This window comes from Lysinibacillus sp. KU-BSD001 (assembly GCF_042920265.1).
In the GTDB taxonomy this organism is placed as follows: Bacteria; Bacillota; Bacilli; order Bacillales_A; family Planococcaceae; genus Lysinibacillus_B.
On sequence record NZ_JBDQZI010000009.1, the window covers coordinates 119,361 to 137,319 of the forward strand.

Sequence of the window (17,959 nt, forward strand, 5' to 3'; positions counted from 1 at the left end):
TTTTAAATGTGAGGAGATTCAATGTTAGCGTATATAGTAAAACGACTACTTTCTACCATTCCTGTTTTATTTGTTGTATCGGTCGTGATTTTTATCATTATTCATATTACACCAGGGGATCCAGCTGCCACGATTTTAGGCATGGAAGCGACACCTGCACAAATCGAACAGTTAAATGAAGAGCTAGGCTATAATCGTCCGTTACATGAGCAGTATATCTCATGGGTCGGTGGTGTCTTTCAAGGTGATTTAGGTAGTTCTATTTTTATGAAGCAGCCTGTAACAGAGGCGATTCAAGAGCATATCGGGCCCACCTTATCATTGGCGATTTTTGCCCAAGTGATTGCGCTCGTATTAGCGATTCCGTTTGGGGTAATTGCTGCGTATAAACGAGGGTCATTCACCGATACGACATTAATGAGTGTCTCGCTACTGGGGATGGCTGTGCCGAGCTTTTTATTAGGCTTATTATTAATGTTAGTCGTTGGTGTGAAATTACAATGGTTGCCGATTGCGGGGTATGAACCTTTATCAGAAGGGCTTATCGAGCATTTAAAGTATTTAGTGCTACCAGCCATTTCACTTGGAACGATTCAAGCAGCCTTGATTACACGGATGACACGTTCATCGATGCTCGATGTATTAAACTTAAATTATATTAAAACAGCACGTGCAAAAGGATTAAAAGAATGGAATGTATTACTGAAGCATGCTTTCCGCAATGCTTTTTTACCCATTTTAACAGTTATCGGGCAAACATTTGGGACACTTGTAACCGGTGCGGTCGTTGTCGAAACGATTTTTAACATTCCAGGACTGGGGCAATTAATTATTAATTCGATTACACGCCGCGATTATACCGTGATTCAAGGGGTTGTGTTAATGGTGACAATCCTCTATGTATTTATTAACCTATTAATTGATTTACTCTATGGTGTTGTAGATCCGCGTGTACGCTTAGATCGCAAGTGATGAGGTGAGAAAGATGACTACGTATTCAAAACAACAAATGGTGGAGCTATCCAAAGCGTTTAAAAAAGAACAACGTGCCTTGAATTGGAAGAAATTCACGAGCAATAAAGGGTTGCTTGTAGGCGGGTTTATTTTTATCGTTCTCTTATTGCTTGCACTGATTGGCCCTTATTTTACAACGGCAGATCCATATGAAATGAAAGTAACGAGTCGATTATTAGAGCCAAGCGCGGCCAATTGGTTCGGTACGGATGAATTTGGGCGCGATTTATTTACACGAATCGTGTATGGTGCACGTGTATCATTACTGGTTGGTTTAATTGTCGCTTTTTTATCATCCTTATTTGGTCTAATTATCGGCTTATATGCGAGTTATTATAAGTGGCTTGACCACGTATTAATGCGTATTTGTGACGGGCTTATCGCCATTCCTGGTATTTTACTTGCGATTACGTTAATGGCTGCATTAGGCGCATCCGCGATTAATGTCGTGATTGCCTTAGTCGTTGTATTTACGCCAAATATCGCAAGGGTTGTCCGTTCATCGGCACTCGTGATAAAAGAGCAAACGTATATTGAAGCGATGCATGCACAAGGGGCAAGTAACACGCGCATTATTTGGCTACATATTATGCCGAATACACTATCGCCACTGCTTGTGCAAGCGACATTTGTATTTGCCGAAGCAATTATTTCGGAAGCCGCTTTAAGCTTTTTAGGCGCAGGGATTCCAGCACCGGAGCCGAGCTGGGGTAACATTTTACAAGCAGGTAAGCTTGTGATCTTTAAAGCATGGTGGATGGTCATTGTACCAGGCGTATTTATTGTATTAGCTGTATTATCGCTCAATTTATTAGGGGATGGACTACGTGATTTCTTAGATCCTCGGACGAAAAACATTCCATCACGTAAACGTAAGCGTCGTCAAGCAGTCAAGGGAGGCCAATAATATGACGTTATTAAAGGTTGAAAATTTACAAACGCATTTTCATACTGACCGTGGCCTTGTGACAGCTGTACGTGGTGTGAATTTTACAGTGGAAAAGGGAGAAATTATCGGGATTGTCGGCGAATCTGGCTGCGGAAAAAGTGTCATGTCGCAGTCGCTCATTCGCTTATTAGAGCACACAGATCCGGTAGAGTACGATGGCGCGGTTTATTTTGAAGGAGAAGATCTATTGTCGATGCCGTTAAAAAAGCTACGTTCTATTCGTGGGAATGATATTTCAATCATTTTCCAAGACCCGTTAACATCATTGAATCCCGTTTATTCCATCGGCAATCAAATTGTAGAAGTATTACGCCTCCACCAACAATTATCTAAAAAAGAAGCACGAGAAAAAGCGATTGATTTACTGCGTTTAACAGGCATCCCGTCACCAGAGCGCCGTATTGATGAATACCCGCATGAATTATCAGGCGGTATGCAGCAGCGTGTGATGATTGCGATGGCGCTTGCCTGTCGTCCAAAGTTGTTAATTGCAGATGAACCAACAACGGCATTAGATGTCACGATCCAAGCCCAGATTTTAGATTTAATCGTGGAGTTAAATAAAGAATTAGGGATGGGCGTGCTATTCATTACACATGATTTAGGTGTCGTCGCCGAAATTTGCCAAAGCGTAAAGGTCATGTATTTAGGACAAATTATTGAGGAAGCGACAACAGAGCAGCTATTTGCTAATCCGTTACATCCTTATACACAAGGATTATTAAAATCAAAGCCTGAATTAGATGGGGATCGTCATGCACCGCTTCAGGTCATTGAAGGAACAGTGCCGCCACTGACAAACGTACCAAAAGGCTGTAGCTTCTCAACACGTTGTCCGTTTGCAACGGATTTATGTCGTGAAAGTGCACCGCCAGTCATTGAAATGGCTGATCAACAACGTGTTCAATGCTGGTTATACGATACCGAAAAAGGAGGCTGGGCATAATGACAAAAAAGCCATTAATCGAAGTAAAGTCATTACAAAAGCAGTTCCCTGTGTACGGTCCGTTCGGTAAATTAGGTGGTGTGAAACAAACGGTTCATGCGGTCAAAGACGTTTCACTTACGCTTTATGAAGGCGAAACATATGGGTTAGTAGGTGAATCTGGGTCAGGTAAAAGCACAACGGGGCGCACCATTTTAGGCTTAACCTCGGCAACAGCAGGGGAAGTATTGTATGAAGGAAAAGACTTAGTAAAGCTTTCAAAAAGTGAAATGCGTAAGTTCCGAAAAGAGTTGCAATTAGTATTTCAAGACCCATTTTCTTCACTCAATCCAAGAAAGCGCATTGGTCAAATATTAGAGGAGCCACTGATTATTCACGGGCTAGGAGATAAGGAAGAACGAGTAGAGAAAGTGTTTCGCATTTTAGACATTGTCGGATTGCAAAAGGAGCATTATTATCGCTATCCACATGAATTTTCTGGTGGGCAACGTCAACGCTTAAGCATTGCACGTGCCCTCATTATGAATCCGAAAGTAATGATTTGTGATGAGCCCGTATCTGCTCTGGATGTATCGATTCAATCACAAATTTTAAATATTTTAAAAGCATTACAACGAGACATGCAATTAACGATGTTGTTTATTACACATGATATTAGTGTTGTGCGCTATATTTCACATCGGATCGGCATTATGTATTTAGGGACAATCGTAGAGGAAGCTTGTACAGATGATTTATTTACTGAAACACTTCATCCTTATACAAAGGCGTTGTTCTCCGCCGTCCCAACCGGAAAAAAACAGGAGCGTATTGTGTTGAAGGGAGAAATTCCATCTCCGTTAAACCCGCCGTCCGGCTGCGTGTTTCACACACGTTGTCCGTTTGCGACAGAGCGATGCCGTCAGGAAGTGCCCGCATTACGTGAAATTCGCCCACAACATAAAGTAGCCTGCCATTATGCAGAGGAGGAAAAACAATGGTCAAATTAATATGGAACGAAGGAACAAATGAAATTGCCAACGCAAGTGGTGTGCAACTAAACGGTAGTAAAGCACCGGATCAGCAAGGATTATCCCCAAAAGAATTACTGGAAGGGGCTGTTGCACTTTGCCTTTCGATTACACTTGAAAAAGTATTAGAGCGAGACGGTATAAAAGCGAATTTAAATGAAGTAGAGATTGATGTACGTGCATCCAAACAAGCAGGTGTCGAAAACCGCTTTACGGATTTTCATGTGGATGTTGTATTCCCTTCATCATTGGAAGAAGCCTATAAAAAGAAGCTGTTAAAAGTAATTGAACGCGGCTGTACAATTAGTAACACCCTTGTCGGCGAAGTGAATGTGGCGGTAGTAGAGAAATAATAGTAGTTGGTGCCATCTTTGTACCAGGGGGGTGCCAGGGAAGTACTAGGGAAGTACCAGGGAAGTACCAGGTACCCCTAAAAAAATCCGGAAAAAGCATACACTTTTTCCGGATTTACGTTAATAAGCGCTCCAACCCGCATCAGCGGCGAGTACAACACCATTAATATAAGAAGATTCATCGCTTGCTAAAAATAACGCGATATTCGCAATTTCTTCTGGTTGAGCAGCACGATTCATTAATTGAACACCCCGCGTAGATTGCTGCAGCCCGAACATATCATAGCCTTCCATGGATTGTGTTAAACCAGTTTCCACTTGAGCTGGTCCGATGGCGTTACAGCGTACGCCTTGTGCACCATAGTGAGAAGCCACATTTTTTGTCATACCGGCTACGGCGTGTTTTGCTGCTGTATACGTTAGACCGCCGCGACCGCCTGTTAAACCTGCAATCGATGCTAAGTTAACAATCACGCCGCGACCTTGCGCTGTAAATAACGGTAATACTTTACGCATACCGCGCATCACGCCACCAACATTAATGTCCATGACACGGTTCCAAACAGCATCTTCTACATTATGAGCCGCTTGTATATGATCGAGTACCCCAGCGCAGTTGACTAAAATATCCACACGGCCAAAATGAGCGATTGTGTCATCCACCATACGCTGGACATCTTCTTCCACGGCTACATTCACACGGACACCAAATGCCTCATAGCCTTCCTGTTTAAAATTTTCTACCGCATTATGTAATGCTTCTTCATTAAAATCTGCAATGGCAATCTTTGCTCCTTCTTGTGCATAACGTGTAGCAATTGCTTTTCCAATACCATTTGCCCCACCTGTAACAATCGCCACTTGATTGTCTAAACGTCCCATATCCATATCCCCTTCCATAAACTGTATTACATTAAAGTATAAATGGCTGGATTATATAATTCAAAAACCTGCTCCATACGTTAAACAAAGGGTGTATTTGAGGAAGGGAAGCAAGCAGACATAGCCATTTTAAATGTCCTCAATTATAAGCAGCTACACTATTTTTATACTAAATAAATAATGTCTATAGAACGTCCTAGCTTTCTATAGCGCTTGTTCGATTTGTAAAAATGAATAATGATTCTACGCTTTTCAACCATACTACGTGTGGAGGTGAAGCTTATGTATAAATTATTATCCCATAACGATTTAGACGGGGTGAGCTGTGGTATTTTAGCGAAGCTTGCTTTTGGGAAGCAAGTAAAGGTACGCTACAATTCGATCTCATCACTTGACCGAGAAATTGAATTTTACTTAGAAAAAGAACATCCGCATACGTTTTTATTTATTACGGATTTATCGCCAAATGAAGAAAATGAGAAACGATTAAGTGAAGCGTATGGGGAAAAAGGGAATATTCAATTGCTTGATCATCATAAGACTGCTTTGCACTTGAATGAATACGGCTGGGGATATGTCATAGTAGAAGATAATGAAGGGCAATTAACATCAGCGACTTCCTTATTTTATGACTATCTGGTCAAGCATCAACATTTAGAAGCAACAGACGTAATAACAGAATTTGTAGAGTTAGTAAGACAATATGATACGTGGGAATGGGAGAAAAACGACAACCATCAAGCACATCTGCTTAATTCATTATTCTTTTTAGTATCGATTGATGAATTTGAGGAAACGATGATTGAACGGTTGCGAACAAAGGAACACTTTGATTTTGATGAATTTGAAAAGAAATTATTGAATATGGAAGAAGATCGGATAGAGCGCTATATCCGTCGCAAAAAGAGAGAAATTGTACAGAGTGAGGTAGATGGGTACTTTGCTGGAATTGTGTATGCGGAATCGTATCATTCAGAGCTAGGAAATGAACTAAGCAAAGAGCATGCCCATCTAGATTATATTGCAATCGTCAATATAGGGAGTAAACGCATCGCCTTCCGTACGATGCATGATCATGTAGATGTATCGGAAATCGCCGGTAAATACGGCGGTGGGGGACATCAAAAAGCAGCAGGCTGTACACTTAATGATGAAGCGTATCAGCAATTTGTCACAGGCATATTTCATCTAGAAGCGATTCCAGAAGATGCGAAGCGAAATCGCTATAACTTAAAATACGCTTCGTTCGGTTCATTATATAAAAATCGAAACGAGGATATTTTTTTACTTTATCCAATCGATGAAAGCAACTGGGCTATCGAAAAAAATAAAACAAAAATGGAACAAGCCTTCACCGGCTTTGATGAAGCAGAACAGCATTTAAAAAGATACGAAAAAGCATGGTTAGTAAGAGATGATGAGTTTGTAGAATTTTTGATGAGTGAAGTGAAAAGTAGTTGGGATGGAGAATGAGTAAAACATGCTTTGAAAGTTCCTGATTTGTTATTTTAAGTTGATGAAGAGAGTCCTACTGAAAAGACAATAAGCCTTTCAGTGGGATTTTGCATTTGATACGTTCTTTTTTATGAATTGGTTGATGCTCATATAATGAAAGACAGTTAAAAAAGCAACCCGGTGTAATACGTCAATAAAATAAGTAGGGGCATTACACAAATAATTAATAGCGATGAATGCGCGTTCACGGTGAGCTTAAGTAACTTGAAAGTCGAGGTAGCCTTTCACTTGTTTGAAGTACGTTTCAATCCACCAATGTTATTGCATTTTTGAATAAATAATCAGCTTTATAAATTTACTTTTTATGTAATTTTTGTTAGTGTTTATTGTGTAGAAGTATTATTTTAGATGCTGTTGTACTGCTATATTAGTATATTTTTTTGTCGTTAAAGATGAAATTACCCAACGATAATATAATGGGTCTATTTTATGGAATTACAAACCTGAAATGGTAAATGTTTTTTCGTGAAATCTAGTTTAAATGCCTGATGTGAACCCACTTATAATTAATCGCTTTGTCAATGATGCAGGAGATATACCCGTTATCAAAGTGGATGAAAATGTATATAATGACAGCCTTGCAATTGTGGATAAGATTAAAGATGGAATTATAAAGAATTCAAATGTAGAAGTTTATGTCGGCGATCAAATTTTAGAGAGATACGAAGCCAATACAGTAATTGGAAATAGTTTAATGCCATTTTTAACTCCCATTTTCATTATTGTATATATTATTTTATTTATTACATTAAATGTTAATTCGAGAGTTGTTTAAACTATAATATCATAATTCAAACTGAGAATAAAAGGCTGTCCTGACAGCCTTTTATTTGTCTTACCATAAAGTATGAAAGGGGAACCAATGTTGAAAGAAAAAGAATTTTATGCCGTGGAGAAAGTTTCATTTAAAGATTTACTAAAATGGCGAGTTGAAAGATTCCTGAAAAAGAAAGATCTTTCGTTTCAGGTCCCACATATTGAAAAAGTGGACACAGAATTTATTGGAAGTAATCGTCAGGTAACTGCTGTGACTTGGATTGGTCATGCAACCTTTTTAATTCAAATGAAGGGGTTAAATATACTGTCCGACCCTGTGTGGGCATCAAGACTAGGGTTTGAAAAAAGGTTAACTAAACCCGGCGTGCCGATTGAACATATTCCGGACATTGATATTGTTCTAATTTCACATAATCATTATGATCATCTTGACTTTCGTACCTTAATTAAGTTAAAGGGCAATCCACTATTTTTAGTTCCGAAAGGATTAAAAATCACCTTTTTAAGAAAAGGGCTAAATAATACGAAAGAATTCTCTTGGTGGGATTCGATGTTTCACAAGGGATTAAAAATTTCTTTTATCCCCTCCCTTCATTGGTCACGAAGAAACCTGAATGATTTAAATAAATCCTTGTGGGGCGGGTGGATGATTGAAGGGGACAAAGCTAATATTTATTTTGTTGGTGATTCTGGCTATCATAATGGTTTTAAACAAATTGGAAGGCAATTTAAGGTGGATTGCGTCTTAATGCCAATTGGGTCCTATGAACCGGAATGGTTTATGGAATCGCAACATCTCACACCAGAACAAGCGGTACAGGGATACCAGGATTTAAAAGCGGATCTCTTTATTCCGATGCATTACGATTCTTTTCGTCTTGCAGATGACACGCCCAAAGAAGCACTGGATCGTTTAGTAGCTAAGTGGCATAACAAGAGGCTTGATATGGAGAATTTAAAAATTTTAAAGTTGGGAGAAACACTAGTTTTCTAGGCGGTATAGCTGCATGGTTTTTGAAAAATAATATGTCTATGTATGTTGCATATTTAAAATTGCTTTATAGAAGTTATACTGCTAAATAGTTGTAACATGGCTAGTTTGGTATTTGTTACTGTAGTACCAATTAAGACTTTAGCGATTAAATAAAGATCGATGTCATCTGTTTTCATTAAGAGAATAGTCTTTTTCCATAAGGACACGCACGATGTTTTCATACATAGTGACTCATAAACTTAATACAATGAATACTCGTTGGACTTGATATGAATGTTTCGCCTGTCCAATCTTTTCAATCAAGAGGCTCATCCTTGTTTGCTTCATCATAAATGATAAAGGATGATTTAGTGTGAGAAAACTTGTCCGCTTGTTTTTGTCTATTATTAGTCATATATGAAAAATACATGTTTTGTGATTGTCTACATTCATTGTCATCAGGATATGCCTTCTTCTAAAATGAAGGCAATGGAGGCGTCAGCAGATGAACTTATTATTAAAAAATGAACGTGAACGACAAGAAGTAATCGAGTTTTTAAATAAATATAAACAAGAAAAAGAAATGACCGAAGTATGGTTACAGCAGCGTGTAGCCGAAATCCAAGTAATCGGTAGCTATGAACCGACTTTTGATGAATTAGAATTTGGTGCGCGCGTTGCTTGGCGAAATAGTAATAAATGTATCGGGCGTCTTTTTTGGCAGTCACTGCATGTATTTGATGAGCGCAGTCTACAAAATGAGGAAGATATTTTTCACGCATTATTGAGACATATTGATTATGCAACAAACGAAGGGAAAATCCGCCCTGCTATTACAGTGTTTGCATCAAAGAGGGTACGCGTTTGGAATCACCAGCTTATCCGCTACGCAGGGTATGAAACGACGAAGGGCATTGTTGGTGATCCAGATTCGGTTACTTTCACAAGACAATGTATGAAGCTTGGTTGGCAGGGGGAGGGCACACCATTCGATGTGTTACCACTCGTCATTCAGGTAGATGGTAAACAGCCTAAGTGGTTTGAGATTCCAAAATCGTATGTACTGGAAGTAGACATTACACATCCTGAGTATCCTGCCTTTCAAGAGCTACAATTAAAATGGTATGCGGTGCCGATTATTTCGAGTATGCGTTTTAATTGTGGTGGCATTGATTTTGAGGCCGCGCCGTTTAATGGTTGGTATATGGGTACAGAGATTGGCGCACGCAATTTGGCAGATACGAATCGTTATAATTGTTTGCCAAAGGTAGCAGATGTAATAGGGCTGAAGCGTGAGACAAATAGTTCATTATGGAAGGACCGCGCTTTAGTAGAATTGAACATTGCGGTACTGCATTCCTTTAAGGAGGCAGGTGTCAGCATTGTCGACCATCATACAGCAGCACAGCAATTTAAGCTGTTTCAAGAACAGGAAGGAAAATCCAATCGTGATGTCACTGGCAACTGGACGTGGTTAATCCCACCTATATCACCGGCTACGACACATATTTTCCATCAGCCGATTCCTAATATTATTCATAAACCAAATTATTTTTATCAAAAAAATCCATATTAGCGAACTATTCATAGCCCAATTTGTCTGGGCTATTTTGTTTTATTTTTATACTTTTGTTTGAAATTTCAAACAAAATAAACTAGAAATTTCCCCCTGTTCTTGTTAAACTGTTCCATAACGATAAAACTGAATGATTTTTGGTGCTAATGCAAATTAGCTTAAAAGGGAAGTACGGTGAAAGTCCGTCGCTGTCCCGCAACTGTAATTCGGAGCAAATCACATAGAAGCCACTGTTTATAACGGGAAGGTGTGAGGAGCATTGATGATAAGCCAGGAAACCTGCCAAAAATTAAGCCCGATTCAACCTACGAGGATAGGTGCGAAGTAAAGCAAATGTTCAATTTGCTTATTTACTTATGCACCCATGCACTTTCTCTTAGGAAGTGTATTTTTTTATGCGCTTTTTTGTTAATGAAAAAGAAGATTGTTATTTTAAATGAAAAGTGTATAATTTAATTGATAATAGTAATCATTACTGTTTTAGTGGATTCATAATTTAAGCAAGGAGGGGATAAAGGTAAATCGCTGAGAAAGTATGTAGTGATTTTAGCAATTGATAAGGAATAGTATTTATGAAAAATGATATTATTTCTCACTTCATTTTCAGTCAAGAAATGACAAGGATACATAAACACGATGTTTACTATACGGTGAAATGACTTATCAATCAGGATGATAATAAGAATCATTTTCTAGAAAATAGGAGGAATAACAGTGAAGCGTATTTATATTTTATTTATATCAGTGATGATATTGATGCTGTTAACAGCATGTGGTAATGATGAGCAAACAACAGCTACATCTGCAAAGGAATCGAGTAATACACTAGTGATGTCTTGGCCAAAGGATATTGGGGAAGTGAATCCACATTTATACTCGCCAAATGAAATGTTTGCCCAAGCAATGTTGTATGATCCGTTAGTGGTGTATGAAAACGATGGTACGATTTCACCAGGATTAGCGGAATCATGGGACATGTCACCAGATGGGAAGATCTATACATTCAAGCTACGTGAAGGTGTGCAATATTCCGATGGTTCATTGCTCACAGGTGAAAATGTAAAACGTAATTTTGATACCGTTATCGCAAATAGTGCAGCACATAGCTGGTTAGAGGTAGTGACTGTTATTGACCAAGTAGAAGTAGTGGATAACACAACGGTAAAAATTCATTTGAAAGAGGCGTATTATCCATTCCTACAAGAGTTATCACTTATTCGTCCGCTTCGTATGCTAGGGGACGCGGGATTCCCGAAAAGTGGTAGTACGGCAGATGGGATTGAAAAAGCAATCGGTACAGGTCCATGGATTTTAACTGCGTATGAGCAAGATCGTTATGCAGAATTTACACGTAATGAAAACTATTGGGGCAAAAAGCCGTCGATTGAAAAAGTAGTAGTAAAAGTGATTGCCGATTCGCAAGCACGTATGATGGCCTTAGAAAAAGGGGATATCGATTTAATTTTTGGTAGTGGGCAGCTTGTACCAGCTGAATTTGCAACATTACAGCAAAATAATCAGTACGTCACAAAAGTGTCAGAGCCTTTATCGACACGTATTTTATCTTTCAATACAACATACGGCGTGACACAAGACAAGGCCGTGCGTATTGCATTACAGCATGCAATTGATCGACAAACGATTGTGGAGCACGTATTAAACGGTTTAGAGCAAGAAGCACGTTCATTATTTGCACCAGGCTTCCCTTATAGTGATATTGAAGTAGAATCATATGCTTATGACGTACAAAAAGCGGCTGCTATTTTGGATGAAGCAGGCTGGGTAATGGATGAAAAGACAGGTATACGAGTCAAGAATGGTGAAACGCTGACACTGACCGTTCCTTATAACAGCAGTGAGCAAGTGCATAAGGCCATCTTTGAATATTTGCAAGGTATATGGAAAGAGATTGGTGTGGAAGTCAATTTAATGGGGGAAGAAAGTCAAACAGTCTATATGCGTTCAAAAGAAGGCGAATATAATCTCATGTTCAATGATACATGGGGAGCGCCTTATGATCCGCATATGTACCTGCGTACAATGACAGGTGAAAAACAAATCGGTTTTTATGCGAAAGCGGGTATCGAGTCAAATGAAAAGTTAACAGATGATATTACACGTGTGATTCGTTCAACCGATGAAGCACAGCGTCACGCGCTGTACGAAAGTATTATTCAAACGATTCAAAGTGAAGCGATTTTCATGCCCATTTCATATCGTCAAAATTATTTAGTGGCGAACGATGTATTCGAAACGATTACATTCTCCCCACAACAATACGAAGTACCAATCAATTTGTATGAAATGAAGTGATGAGATGGGGCAATTTTTAACGAAACGTCTACTGAGCATGGTGCTAGCGCTATGGGGGATCACAATCATTGCCTTCTTCTTAGTACGTGTGATGCCCGTTGATCCAATAGAGGCATATTTTCAAGCTAATCAATTGCCTGTAACCGAAGAGGCGATGGAACAAGTACGTGAGGAACATGGGCTAAATCAGCCTATGTTCACGCAGTACGTACAATGGCTATCAGGTGCTATTCAGTTTAATTTTGGGACATCCTTTATGACGAATAATGCGGTAAGTGAAGAACTATTTAGCCGTTTTAGTGTGACGATGCAGCTAGCGGTTGTTGCCTTTCTTTTTATTTTGTTGCTATGTGTACCAATTGGAATCATCAGTGCTGTCAAGCGCGATTCTTGGTTTGACCGCATGACGCGCTTAACGATTTTCTCGATTGCTTCGATGCCGAGCTTTTGGTTAGCCTTTGTGTTAGTTTATACGGTGGCATTAAAGCTCGATTTATTACCGTTAATGGGCTGGGGAACAGTAGATACGATGATCTTACCTGCTTTAACGCTGGCGCTAGGGGTTGTCCCGTATTATGTACGCATGATTCGGACGAGCATGATTGAGCAAATGGATCAGCCATTTGTGACATTTGCGCGAGCGCGTGGAGTACCAGAGCATATTATTATTCGTCGTCATATTTTTAAAGGGACGCTCACACCATTAATTACGTCACTCGCCATGACGATCGGTGTACTGCTAGGCGGAGCAGCAATTGTCGAGATTGTTTTTACGATCCCAGGTATGGGTCGTTTTATTGTAGAAGCGATCATAGCGCGTGATTATTACGTTTTACAGGCATTTATTTTTATCATTGGTTTCTTCTATATCGTGATTAATTTTATGGCTGATTTGGTGTGTGCGTGGATTGATCCGCGTATTCGTATAAAGGAGGATGCTTCGTGAACAAAAAATGGGCACTTTATATGAGTAGTTTTTTAGTAGGCGTTTTATTTTTAGTAGCGATTTTTGCGCCGTGGTTAATGCCAAATGATCCACATGCACCGAATATAGCCATGAAGTTGCAAGGCTTTTCAGCGCAGTATCCATTAGGCACCGATCATTTAGGGCGCTGTGTATTGTCACGGCTAATCGAGGGGGCTCGGGTTTCCCTATCCATTGCTTTTGTTGTGTTAGTGGCAACACTTGTGATTAGTATGGTCGTTGGGTTAACGGCGGGCTTTATAGGGGGCTGGCTAGATATGCTTCTTATGCGGATTTGTGATATTTTGCTGGCTATTCCGAATTTTATTTTTGCGTTAGTCATTGTCGGGGCATTAGGTGCTGGCATGAAAAATTTACTCATTGCGATTGTACTGGTCACATGGGTCGGCTTTGCGCGCATTATTCGTAATATGGTCGTGAGTTTAAAGGAAACAGATTATGTCACGTATGCCCGTATTTGCGGTGTATCGAAATGGAAGATTGTTGTGCGACATATTTTACCGTTCGTCTTCCCACAAATGCTCTTGCTGAAATTCATTGGATTAGGCTCAACCATTTTAATGATCTCGGAATTGTCCTTCTTAGGGCTAGGTGTGACAGCACCAACTGCTGAATGGGGCATGATGATTAGCGAAAGTAAGACATACTTACTGACAAAGCCCGAATTGATGCTCATTCCGGGGATAATGATTTCGATTACGGTCCTTATTTTTAATGCTTTTGGGGATGCACTACGAGACGTACTCGATCCGAAAACGACATAGGAGGGCTGAACATGTTAGCCGTTGAAAATTTAAATGTTACATTGCGAAATGGTCATGTCGAAAAGCATGTGCTGCACAACATCAGCTTCTCTATACCGAAAGGAAAGGTAGTCGGTATTATCGGGGAAAGTGGCAGTGGAAAATCTGTATTATGTACAACGATTATGCAATTATTTCGCGAAAAACGAACAGTAACAGGCAACCTTTCTTTTAATGGCATGTCTTTAGTTGAGCTGTCTGAAAAAGAAATGCGGAAACTACGCGGGAACGAAATGGCACTCATTATGCAAAATCCGATGGCGATGTTTAATCCCATTGTTACGATTGGTGAACATTTTACAGAGACAATTCAAGCACATCGAAAAATAACAAAAAAACAGGCGACTGCGCATGCAAAGGAGCAGCTGAAAAGGTTTCAATTATTTGATGAAAATATATTAAAGAAATATCCACATGAGTTGAGCGGGGGTATGCTGCAGCGTGTCATGATTGCGATTGCGGCGAGTTTAAATCCGTCTCTATTATTAGCGGATGAGCCGACGACAGCACTTGATACGACGACACAGCTTGAAATTTTAAAAGAGTTAAAACAATTACATGCTACGACAGAGATGTCCATGCTCATTGTCTCACATGATTTAGGTGTCATTGCTAATTTAGCTGAGGAAATTATTGTGATGCGTCACGGGGTTATTGTAGAAAAGGGACCAACTAGCCATATTTTACAGCATCCACGTCACCGTTACTCGCAACGACTTGTTGCAGCACGAGATGAGCATAGTCAATTAGCGGATTTAATCGACCGTTTTGATGAAGAAATTACAGGTGAATTAATGCAATGTGATCCAGGTCATTGGGTTCGAATGGAGGGAAGCGCGTGATTACAATTGAGCAAGTGTCAAAATGCTATACTAAAAAAGCCTTATTTAAAAAGCCACACCACATTCAAGCAGTAAAGGATGTATCGCTGACAATTGAAGAAGGCTGTTGCTTTGCATTAGTTGGACAAAGTGGCTCAGGGAAAAGTACGCTTGGCAAAATGCTATTAGGTATTGAAAAGCCTGATAGTGGATCGATTTATTTCCAACATATAGATATTCACCAAGCAACTAGCAGTGAACGTCGCTTCCTGCAACATGCGTTACAGGTGGTGTTTCAAGATTGCCATAGTGCCGTAAATCCGAAAATGAAAATCCGAGATATTATTGCTGAACCACTTTGTGTGCATCAAAAGTTAACAAAAGCTGAGATCGAGCAAATCGTCGGTGAATTGCTTGAGATGGTCGGGCTAAAAAAAGAGGATATGCTGAAATATCCGCATCAATTTAGCGGCGGGCAATTACAGCGTATTACGATTGCACGTGCCATTTCGACAAAGCCAAAGCTCATTGTGTTGGATGAATCCATTAATAGCTTAGATATTTTAGTGCAAATTAGTATTTTACAGCTACTGAAACGATTACAACAAGAGCTTCGTTTAACATACTTTTTTATTACACATGATCTACATGCGGTGAAATTATTTGCCGATGAAGTAGCGATTATGCATCAAGGACAAATTGTGGAGCAAGTAGCGGCTTGTGATTTAGCTTCTGTCCAACATGAAGCAAGTAAGGCTTTGCTCAATGCTCAATTATCCATTGACTGTATTCACAATTATTTAGCAGAGGTGGGAGGTCGCGTATCGTGAAGAAAAGCCCGTTATCCATTAGCATGCTTCAAATGTATGGGCTTGCGATGTTTTACTTTACAGCCAATTCCGTGTTAACCGTTATTTTCCCATTACAGGCGAAGGACCATGGGATGCCAGAAGCGGAAATTGGGATTATGATGGGCATGTATATGTTCATTTGTATGGTTTTACGTCCGTGGGCAGGGCAAATGGTTGCTAAGCATAGCGTATTCACCATTATGAAATGGTTATTAGTTGGTCATGCCGGTGCTTTATTATTATACATATGGTTAGGTGTCGATAGCTTATATGCTGTCCGTATTTTACAAGGTTTTGTAACAGCATTTTTCTCGATGGCGATGCAAATTGGGATTACGGAAGTACTGCGGGACGAGGACCGCGGACAAGGGATGGCGATGTATTCGTTATCAACGGTATTACCAGGGCTATATGGTCCAGCATTAGCGCTGTTTTTATGGTATCAGGGGGACATGATGTGGTTGTTATTATTAGTAGCGGCTTTAGCTTTTTTCCCGCTCCTGTTTTTCATCAAATCACCACTCCCAAAAACAAAAAAGGACAATGCGTCGTTTACGTTTAAGGAAATGTTTGCGGCGATGAAGGTAGCGCGGCAACATAACGGACTTGTTGTGTCTTCAGGTGTCATGTTAATCGGTGCCAGTATTTTTGGGGCAATTACCGCCTTTTTACCGCTCTATTTTGTCACAACAGGAACGGGGAATGCCGCACTTTATTTATTTTTACAAGCAATCGTTGTTGTAGGAAGCCGCTTCTTTTTCCGTAAGCACATTCCGTCAGATGGCAAGTGGCATCCGAAATTTATTGCGCTTGTTTTAGTAAGCTCTATTATTGGGACGAGTTTACTAGCCTTGTTGCCGATGATTGGTTCGTTTATTTATATTAGCGCCATTTTTAATGGTATTGCTACCGCCATGCTATACCCGACATTAACGACATATATTTCATTTGTTGTACCAGATGCACAACGTCATATTTTATTAGGGCTATTTTTAGCTTCGTATGACTTAGGCTTTTCAATGGGCGGTATGGTCATGGGCTTTATCGTACAATTCGTTTCATACGAAATGATGTTTGCGACGTGCTCGTTACTTGGTGTTGTGGCGTTACTTTATAATTTTACGGCACAAAAAGTGAACGCTAATATTAAACAAGTCTCGATTAATTAATAGCATTATGCTAGTACATGCAATCTTCCCCGTATGTACGTATGGGGAAGAAAGGTGTACAAGTTCATTTCTTTACAAGTTCCTGTTGCAGCTGTAACTGCTTTTTCGCAAATTGCAGGGCAAGTTTTGTTTTACCTCGCATTTCACAATTTTTTACGAGTGCCTCGTACAGTTCATGTAACAGCTGCATATCCTCTATTTCTTTTGCGACGATTAGTGCTTGCTGCAAAGCATCCATGGCATAGTTAAGTTCCTTTTTTTCCATATAGTAATAGGCACGTAGTACAAGTGTCTTTATATGTTCTTTTGGCATACTTCCTAAGTCGGCCTGCTGTTCGCATTTTTGGAGAAGCGCATTTGTTTCTTTAAGACGATGCAGTGCTAGAAGCGTCTCTGCTCGGTTTAACATGTAATAGAGATGTAATACAGGCGCGAATGTAATGATATCGGCGTATTTTTCCCAGTAAGTATCACTCATTTCAAGTGACGGTTCGAAATGCTGCAAGGCAATATGACATTTTTGAATATGTAGTAAGGCGATTATTTTTTCATCTGCTAATTTAGACTGTTCTGCAATTGGTAAAGCATTTGTAAACGCTTGAATCGCTTGTTCATAATTTTGGTCGGCTAGTTGTGTAAGACCTCTCAGTATAGAATAATGTGCTTGTAGCTGTGGTTGGCTTGTCTCATGAATTCGTTTCTCGTAGCGAGTAAAAAGAGTCTGAAACTGTTGCATTTCCCCGCGCATATAAGCAATCGTAGCGAGCTGATATAAACAAAGACCACTATTTTCTGTTTGTGCCTGTGACGTATATATTTTTAATAGTTGATTAAACACGATTTTTGCTTCTGCATATTCTGCTGTGCGAAGAAGATTAATCGCATAGTCCATTCGTATTGTTAGCCCCATTGAAATCCTCCTCAAATTTTACAAACTAGTATTGATACGAATGTCAATATTAATACGTCTTTGCGAAAAGTTGTAATATTTTGCTTGAGGGAGGGCGGTCGTATGTTTCTTT

General features: G+C 39.7%; 17 protein-coding genes and 1 riboswitch. Of the genes, 15 read left to right on the top strand and 2 right to left on the bottom strand.

The genetic code is table 11. The annotated features are described in order from the left end of the window. The first annotated feature begins 21 nt into the window (after positions 1 to 21). The 5 genes from AAGS61_RS13935 to AAGS61_RS13955 are packed head-to-tail and all read left to right on the top strand — an operon-like array spanning position 22 to position 4,272. Positions 22 to 972, top strand: coding sequence for an ABC transporter permease (locus AAGS61_RS13935; RefSeq protein ID WP_391372974.1), 951 nt, complete (start codon positions 22 to 24; stop codon positions 970 to 972). Positions 973 to 985: 13 nt separating this feature from the next. Beyond that, complete coding sequence (locus AAGS61_RS13940) at positions 986 to 1,921, top strand: ABC transporter permease (protein WP_391372976.1); 936 nt, start codon at positions 986 to 988, stop codon at positions 1,919 to 1,921. A 1-nt stretch (position 1,922) separates the two neighbouring features. Further along, positions 1,923 to 2,909 (top strand): ABC transporter ATP-binding protein, encoded by a 987-nt coding sequence (locus AAGS61_RS13945; RefSeq protein ID WP_391372979.1) that lies wholly within the window; start codon positions 1,923 to 1,925, stop codon positions 2,907 to 2,909. Further along, positions 2,909 to 3,898, top strand: coding sequence for an ABC transporter ATP-binding protein (locus AAGS61_RS13950; RefSeq protein WP_391372982.1), 990 nt, complete (start codon positions 2,909 to 2,911; stop codon positions 3,896 to 3,898). Before AAGS61_RS13945 ends, AAGS61_RS13950 begins: the two co-directional genes overlap by 1 nt. Next, a complete protein-coding gene (locus tag AAGS61_RS13955; protein WP_391372985.1) occupies positions 3,886 to 4,272 on the top strand; it encodes an OsmC family protein in 387 nt (128 codons plus the stop codon). The genes AAGS61_RS13950 and AAGS61_RS13955 overlap by 13 nt, the downstream gene beginning before the upstream one ends. Before the next feature lie 120 nt (positions 4,273 to 4,392). On the opposite strand, the gene AAGS61_RS13960 is transcribed toward AAGS61_RS13955, so the two are convergent. Continuing rightward, the gene (locus AAGS61_RS13960; RefSeq protein ID WP_391372988.1) at positions 4,393 to 5,154 is read right to left on the bottom strand and encodes an SDR family NAD(P)-dependent oxidoreductase; all 762 of its coding nucleotides are present in this window, start codon (positions 5,152 to 5,154) and stop codon (positions 4,393 to 4,395) included. A 282-nt stretch (positions 5,155 to 5,436) separates the two neighbouring features. Here AAGS61_RS13960 and AAGS61_RS13965 point away from each other — a divergent pair, with 282 nt between their 5' ends. The 10 genes from AAGS61_RS13965 to cntE all read left to right on the top strand — a co-directional run bounded on the left by AAGS61_RS13965 (position 5,437) and on the right by cntE (position 16,937). Continuing rightward, positions 5,437 to 6,627, top strand: a complete 1,191-nt coding sequence (locus AAGS61_RS13965) for a DHH family phosphoesterase (RefSeq protein ID WP_391372991.1) — start codon at positions 5,437 to 5,439, stop codon at positions 6,625 to 6,627. A gap of 523 nt (positions 6,628 to 7,150) precedes the next feature. Next, the gene (locus tag AAGS61_RS13970) at positions 7,151 to 7,444 is read left to right on the top strand and encodes a hypothetical protein (protein ID WP_391372994.1); all 294 of its coding nucleotides are present in this window, start codon (positions 7,151 to 7,153) and stop codon (positions 7,442 to 7,444) included. Positions 7,445 to 7,534: 90 nt separating this feature from the next. Next, positions 7,535 to 8,440, top strand: a complete 906-nt coding sequence (locus tag AAGS61_RS13975) for an MBL fold metallo-hydrolase (protein WP_391372997.1) — start codon at positions 7,535 to 7,537, stop codon at positions 8,438 to 8,440. A gap of 484 nt (positions 8,441 to 8,924) precedes the next feature. Further along, positions 8,925 to 9,995 (top strand): nitric oxide synthase oxygenase, encoded by a 1,071-nt coding sequence (locus tag AAGS61_RS13980; protein WP_391373000.1) that lies wholly within the window; start codon positions 8,925 to 8,927, stop codon positions 9,993 to 9,995. A gap of 121 nt (positions 9,996 to 10,116) precedes the next feature. Then, positions 10,117 to 10,296, top strand: a riboswitch (cobalamin riboswitch). A gap of 413 nt (positions 10,297 to 10,709) precedes the next feature. Next, complete coding sequence (gene nikA / locus AAGS61_RS13985) at positions 10,710 to 12,308, top strand: nickel ABC transporter substrate-binding protein (protein WP_391373002.1); 1,599 nt, start codon at positions 10,710 to 10,712, stop codon at positions 12,306 to 12,308. 4 nt (positions 12,309 to 12,312) lie between these two features. Next, positions 12,313 to 13,254, top strand: coding sequence for a nickel ABC transporter permease (gene nikB / locus AAGS61_RS13990; protein WP_391373004.1), 942 nt, complete (start codon positions 12,313 to 12,315; stop codon positions 13,252 to 13,254). Next, complete coding sequence (locus AAGS61_RS13995) at positions 13,251 to 14,057, top strand: ABC transporter permease (RefSeq protein WP_391373008.1); 807 nt, start codon at positions 13,251 to 13,253, stop codon at positions 14,055 to 14,057. The genes nikB and AAGS61_RS13995 overlap by 4 nt, the downstream gene beginning before the upstream one ends. Positions 14,058 to 14,068: 11 nt before the next feature. Beyond that, positions 14,069 to 14,938: an ABC transporter ATP-binding protein gene (locus tag AAGS61_RS14000; protein WP_391373011.1), complete on the top strand. Its 870-nt coding sequence runs from the start codon at positions 14,069 to 14,071 to the stop codon at positions 14,936 to 14,938. Continuing rightward, positions 14,935 to 15,747, top strand: a complete 813-nt coding sequence (locus AAGS61_RS14005; protein ID WP_391373014.1) for an ABC transporter ATP-binding protein — start codon at positions 14,935 to 14,937, stop codon at positions 15,745 to 15,747. Before AAGS61_RS14000 ends, AAGS61_RS14005 begins: the two co-directional genes overlap by 4 nt. Next, positions 15,744 to 16,937 carry a staphylopine family metallophore export MFS transporter CntE gene (gene cntE / locus AAGS61_RS14010; protein WP_391373017.1) on the top strand — a complete coding sequence of 398 codons (1,194 nt, stop codon included), beginning with the start codon at positions 15,744 to 15,746 and terminating at the stop codon, positions 16,935 to 16,937. The genes AAGS61_RS14005 and cntE overlap by 4 nt, the downstream gene beginning before the upstream one ends. A 64-nt stretch (positions 16,938 to 17,001) precedes the next feature. Here cntE and AAGS61_RS14015 read toward each other — a convergent pair whose 3' ends face one another. Next, positions 17,002 to 17,847, bottom strand: a complete 846-nt coding sequence (locus AAGS61_RS14015; protein ID WP_391373020.1) for a hypothetical protein — start codon at positions 17,845 to 17,847, stop codon at positions 17,002 to 17,004. Between the last annotated feature and the right edge of the window lie 112 nt (positions 17,848 to 17,959).

Excerpts from the sequence above, each read along its gene's own strand:
- AAGS61_RS13935 (WP_391372974.1), top strand. The coding sequence starts at position 22 with ATGTTAGCGTATATAGTAAAACGACTACTTTCTACCATTCCTGTTTTA.
- AAGS61_RS13940 (WP_391372976.1), top strand. The coding sequence starts at position 986 with ATGACTACGTATTCAAAACAACAAATGGTGGAGCTATCCAAAGCGTTT.
- AAGS61_RS13945 (WP_391372979.1), top strand. The coding sequence starts at position 1,923 with ATGACGTTATTAAAGGTTGAAAATTTACAAACGCATTTTCATACTGAC.
- AAGS61_RS13950 (WP_391372982.1), top strand. The coding sequence starts at position 2,909 with ATGACAAAAAAGCCATTAATCGAAGTAAAGTCATTACAAAAGCAGTTC.
- AAGS61_RS13955 (WP_391372985.1), top strand. The coding sequence starts at position 3,886 with ATGGTCAAATTAATATGGAACGAAGGAACAAATGAAATTGCCAACGCA.
- AAGS61_RS13960 (WP_391372988.1), bottom strand. The coding sequence starts at position 5,154 with ATGGGACGTTTAGACAATCAAGTGGCGATTGTTACAGGTGGGGCAAAT.
- AAGS61_RS13965 (WP_391372991.1), top strand. The coding sequence starts at position 5,437 with ATGTATAAATTATTATCCCATAACGATTTAGACGGGGTGAGCTGTGGT.
- AAGS61_RS13970 (WP_391372994.1), top strand. The coding sequence starts at position 7,151 with ATGCCTGATGTGAACCCACTTATAATTAATCGCTTTGTCAATGATGCA.
- AAGS61_RS13980 (WP_391373000.1), top strand. The coding sequence starts at position 8,925 with ATGAACTTATTATTAAAAAATGAACGTGAACGACAAGAAGTAATCGAG.
- nikB (WP_391373004.1), top strand. The coding sequence starts at position 12,313 with ATGGGGCAATTTTTAACGAAACGTCTACTGAGCATGGTGCTAGCGCTA.
- AAGS61_RS14000 (WP_391373011.1), top strand. The coding sequence starts at position 14,069 with ATGTTAGCCGTTGAAAATTTAAATGTTACATTGCGAAATGGTCATGTC.
- AAGS61_RS14015 (WP_391373020.1), bottom strand. The coding sequence starts at position 17,847 with ATGGGGCTAACAATACGAATGGACTATGCGATTAATCTTCTTCGCACA.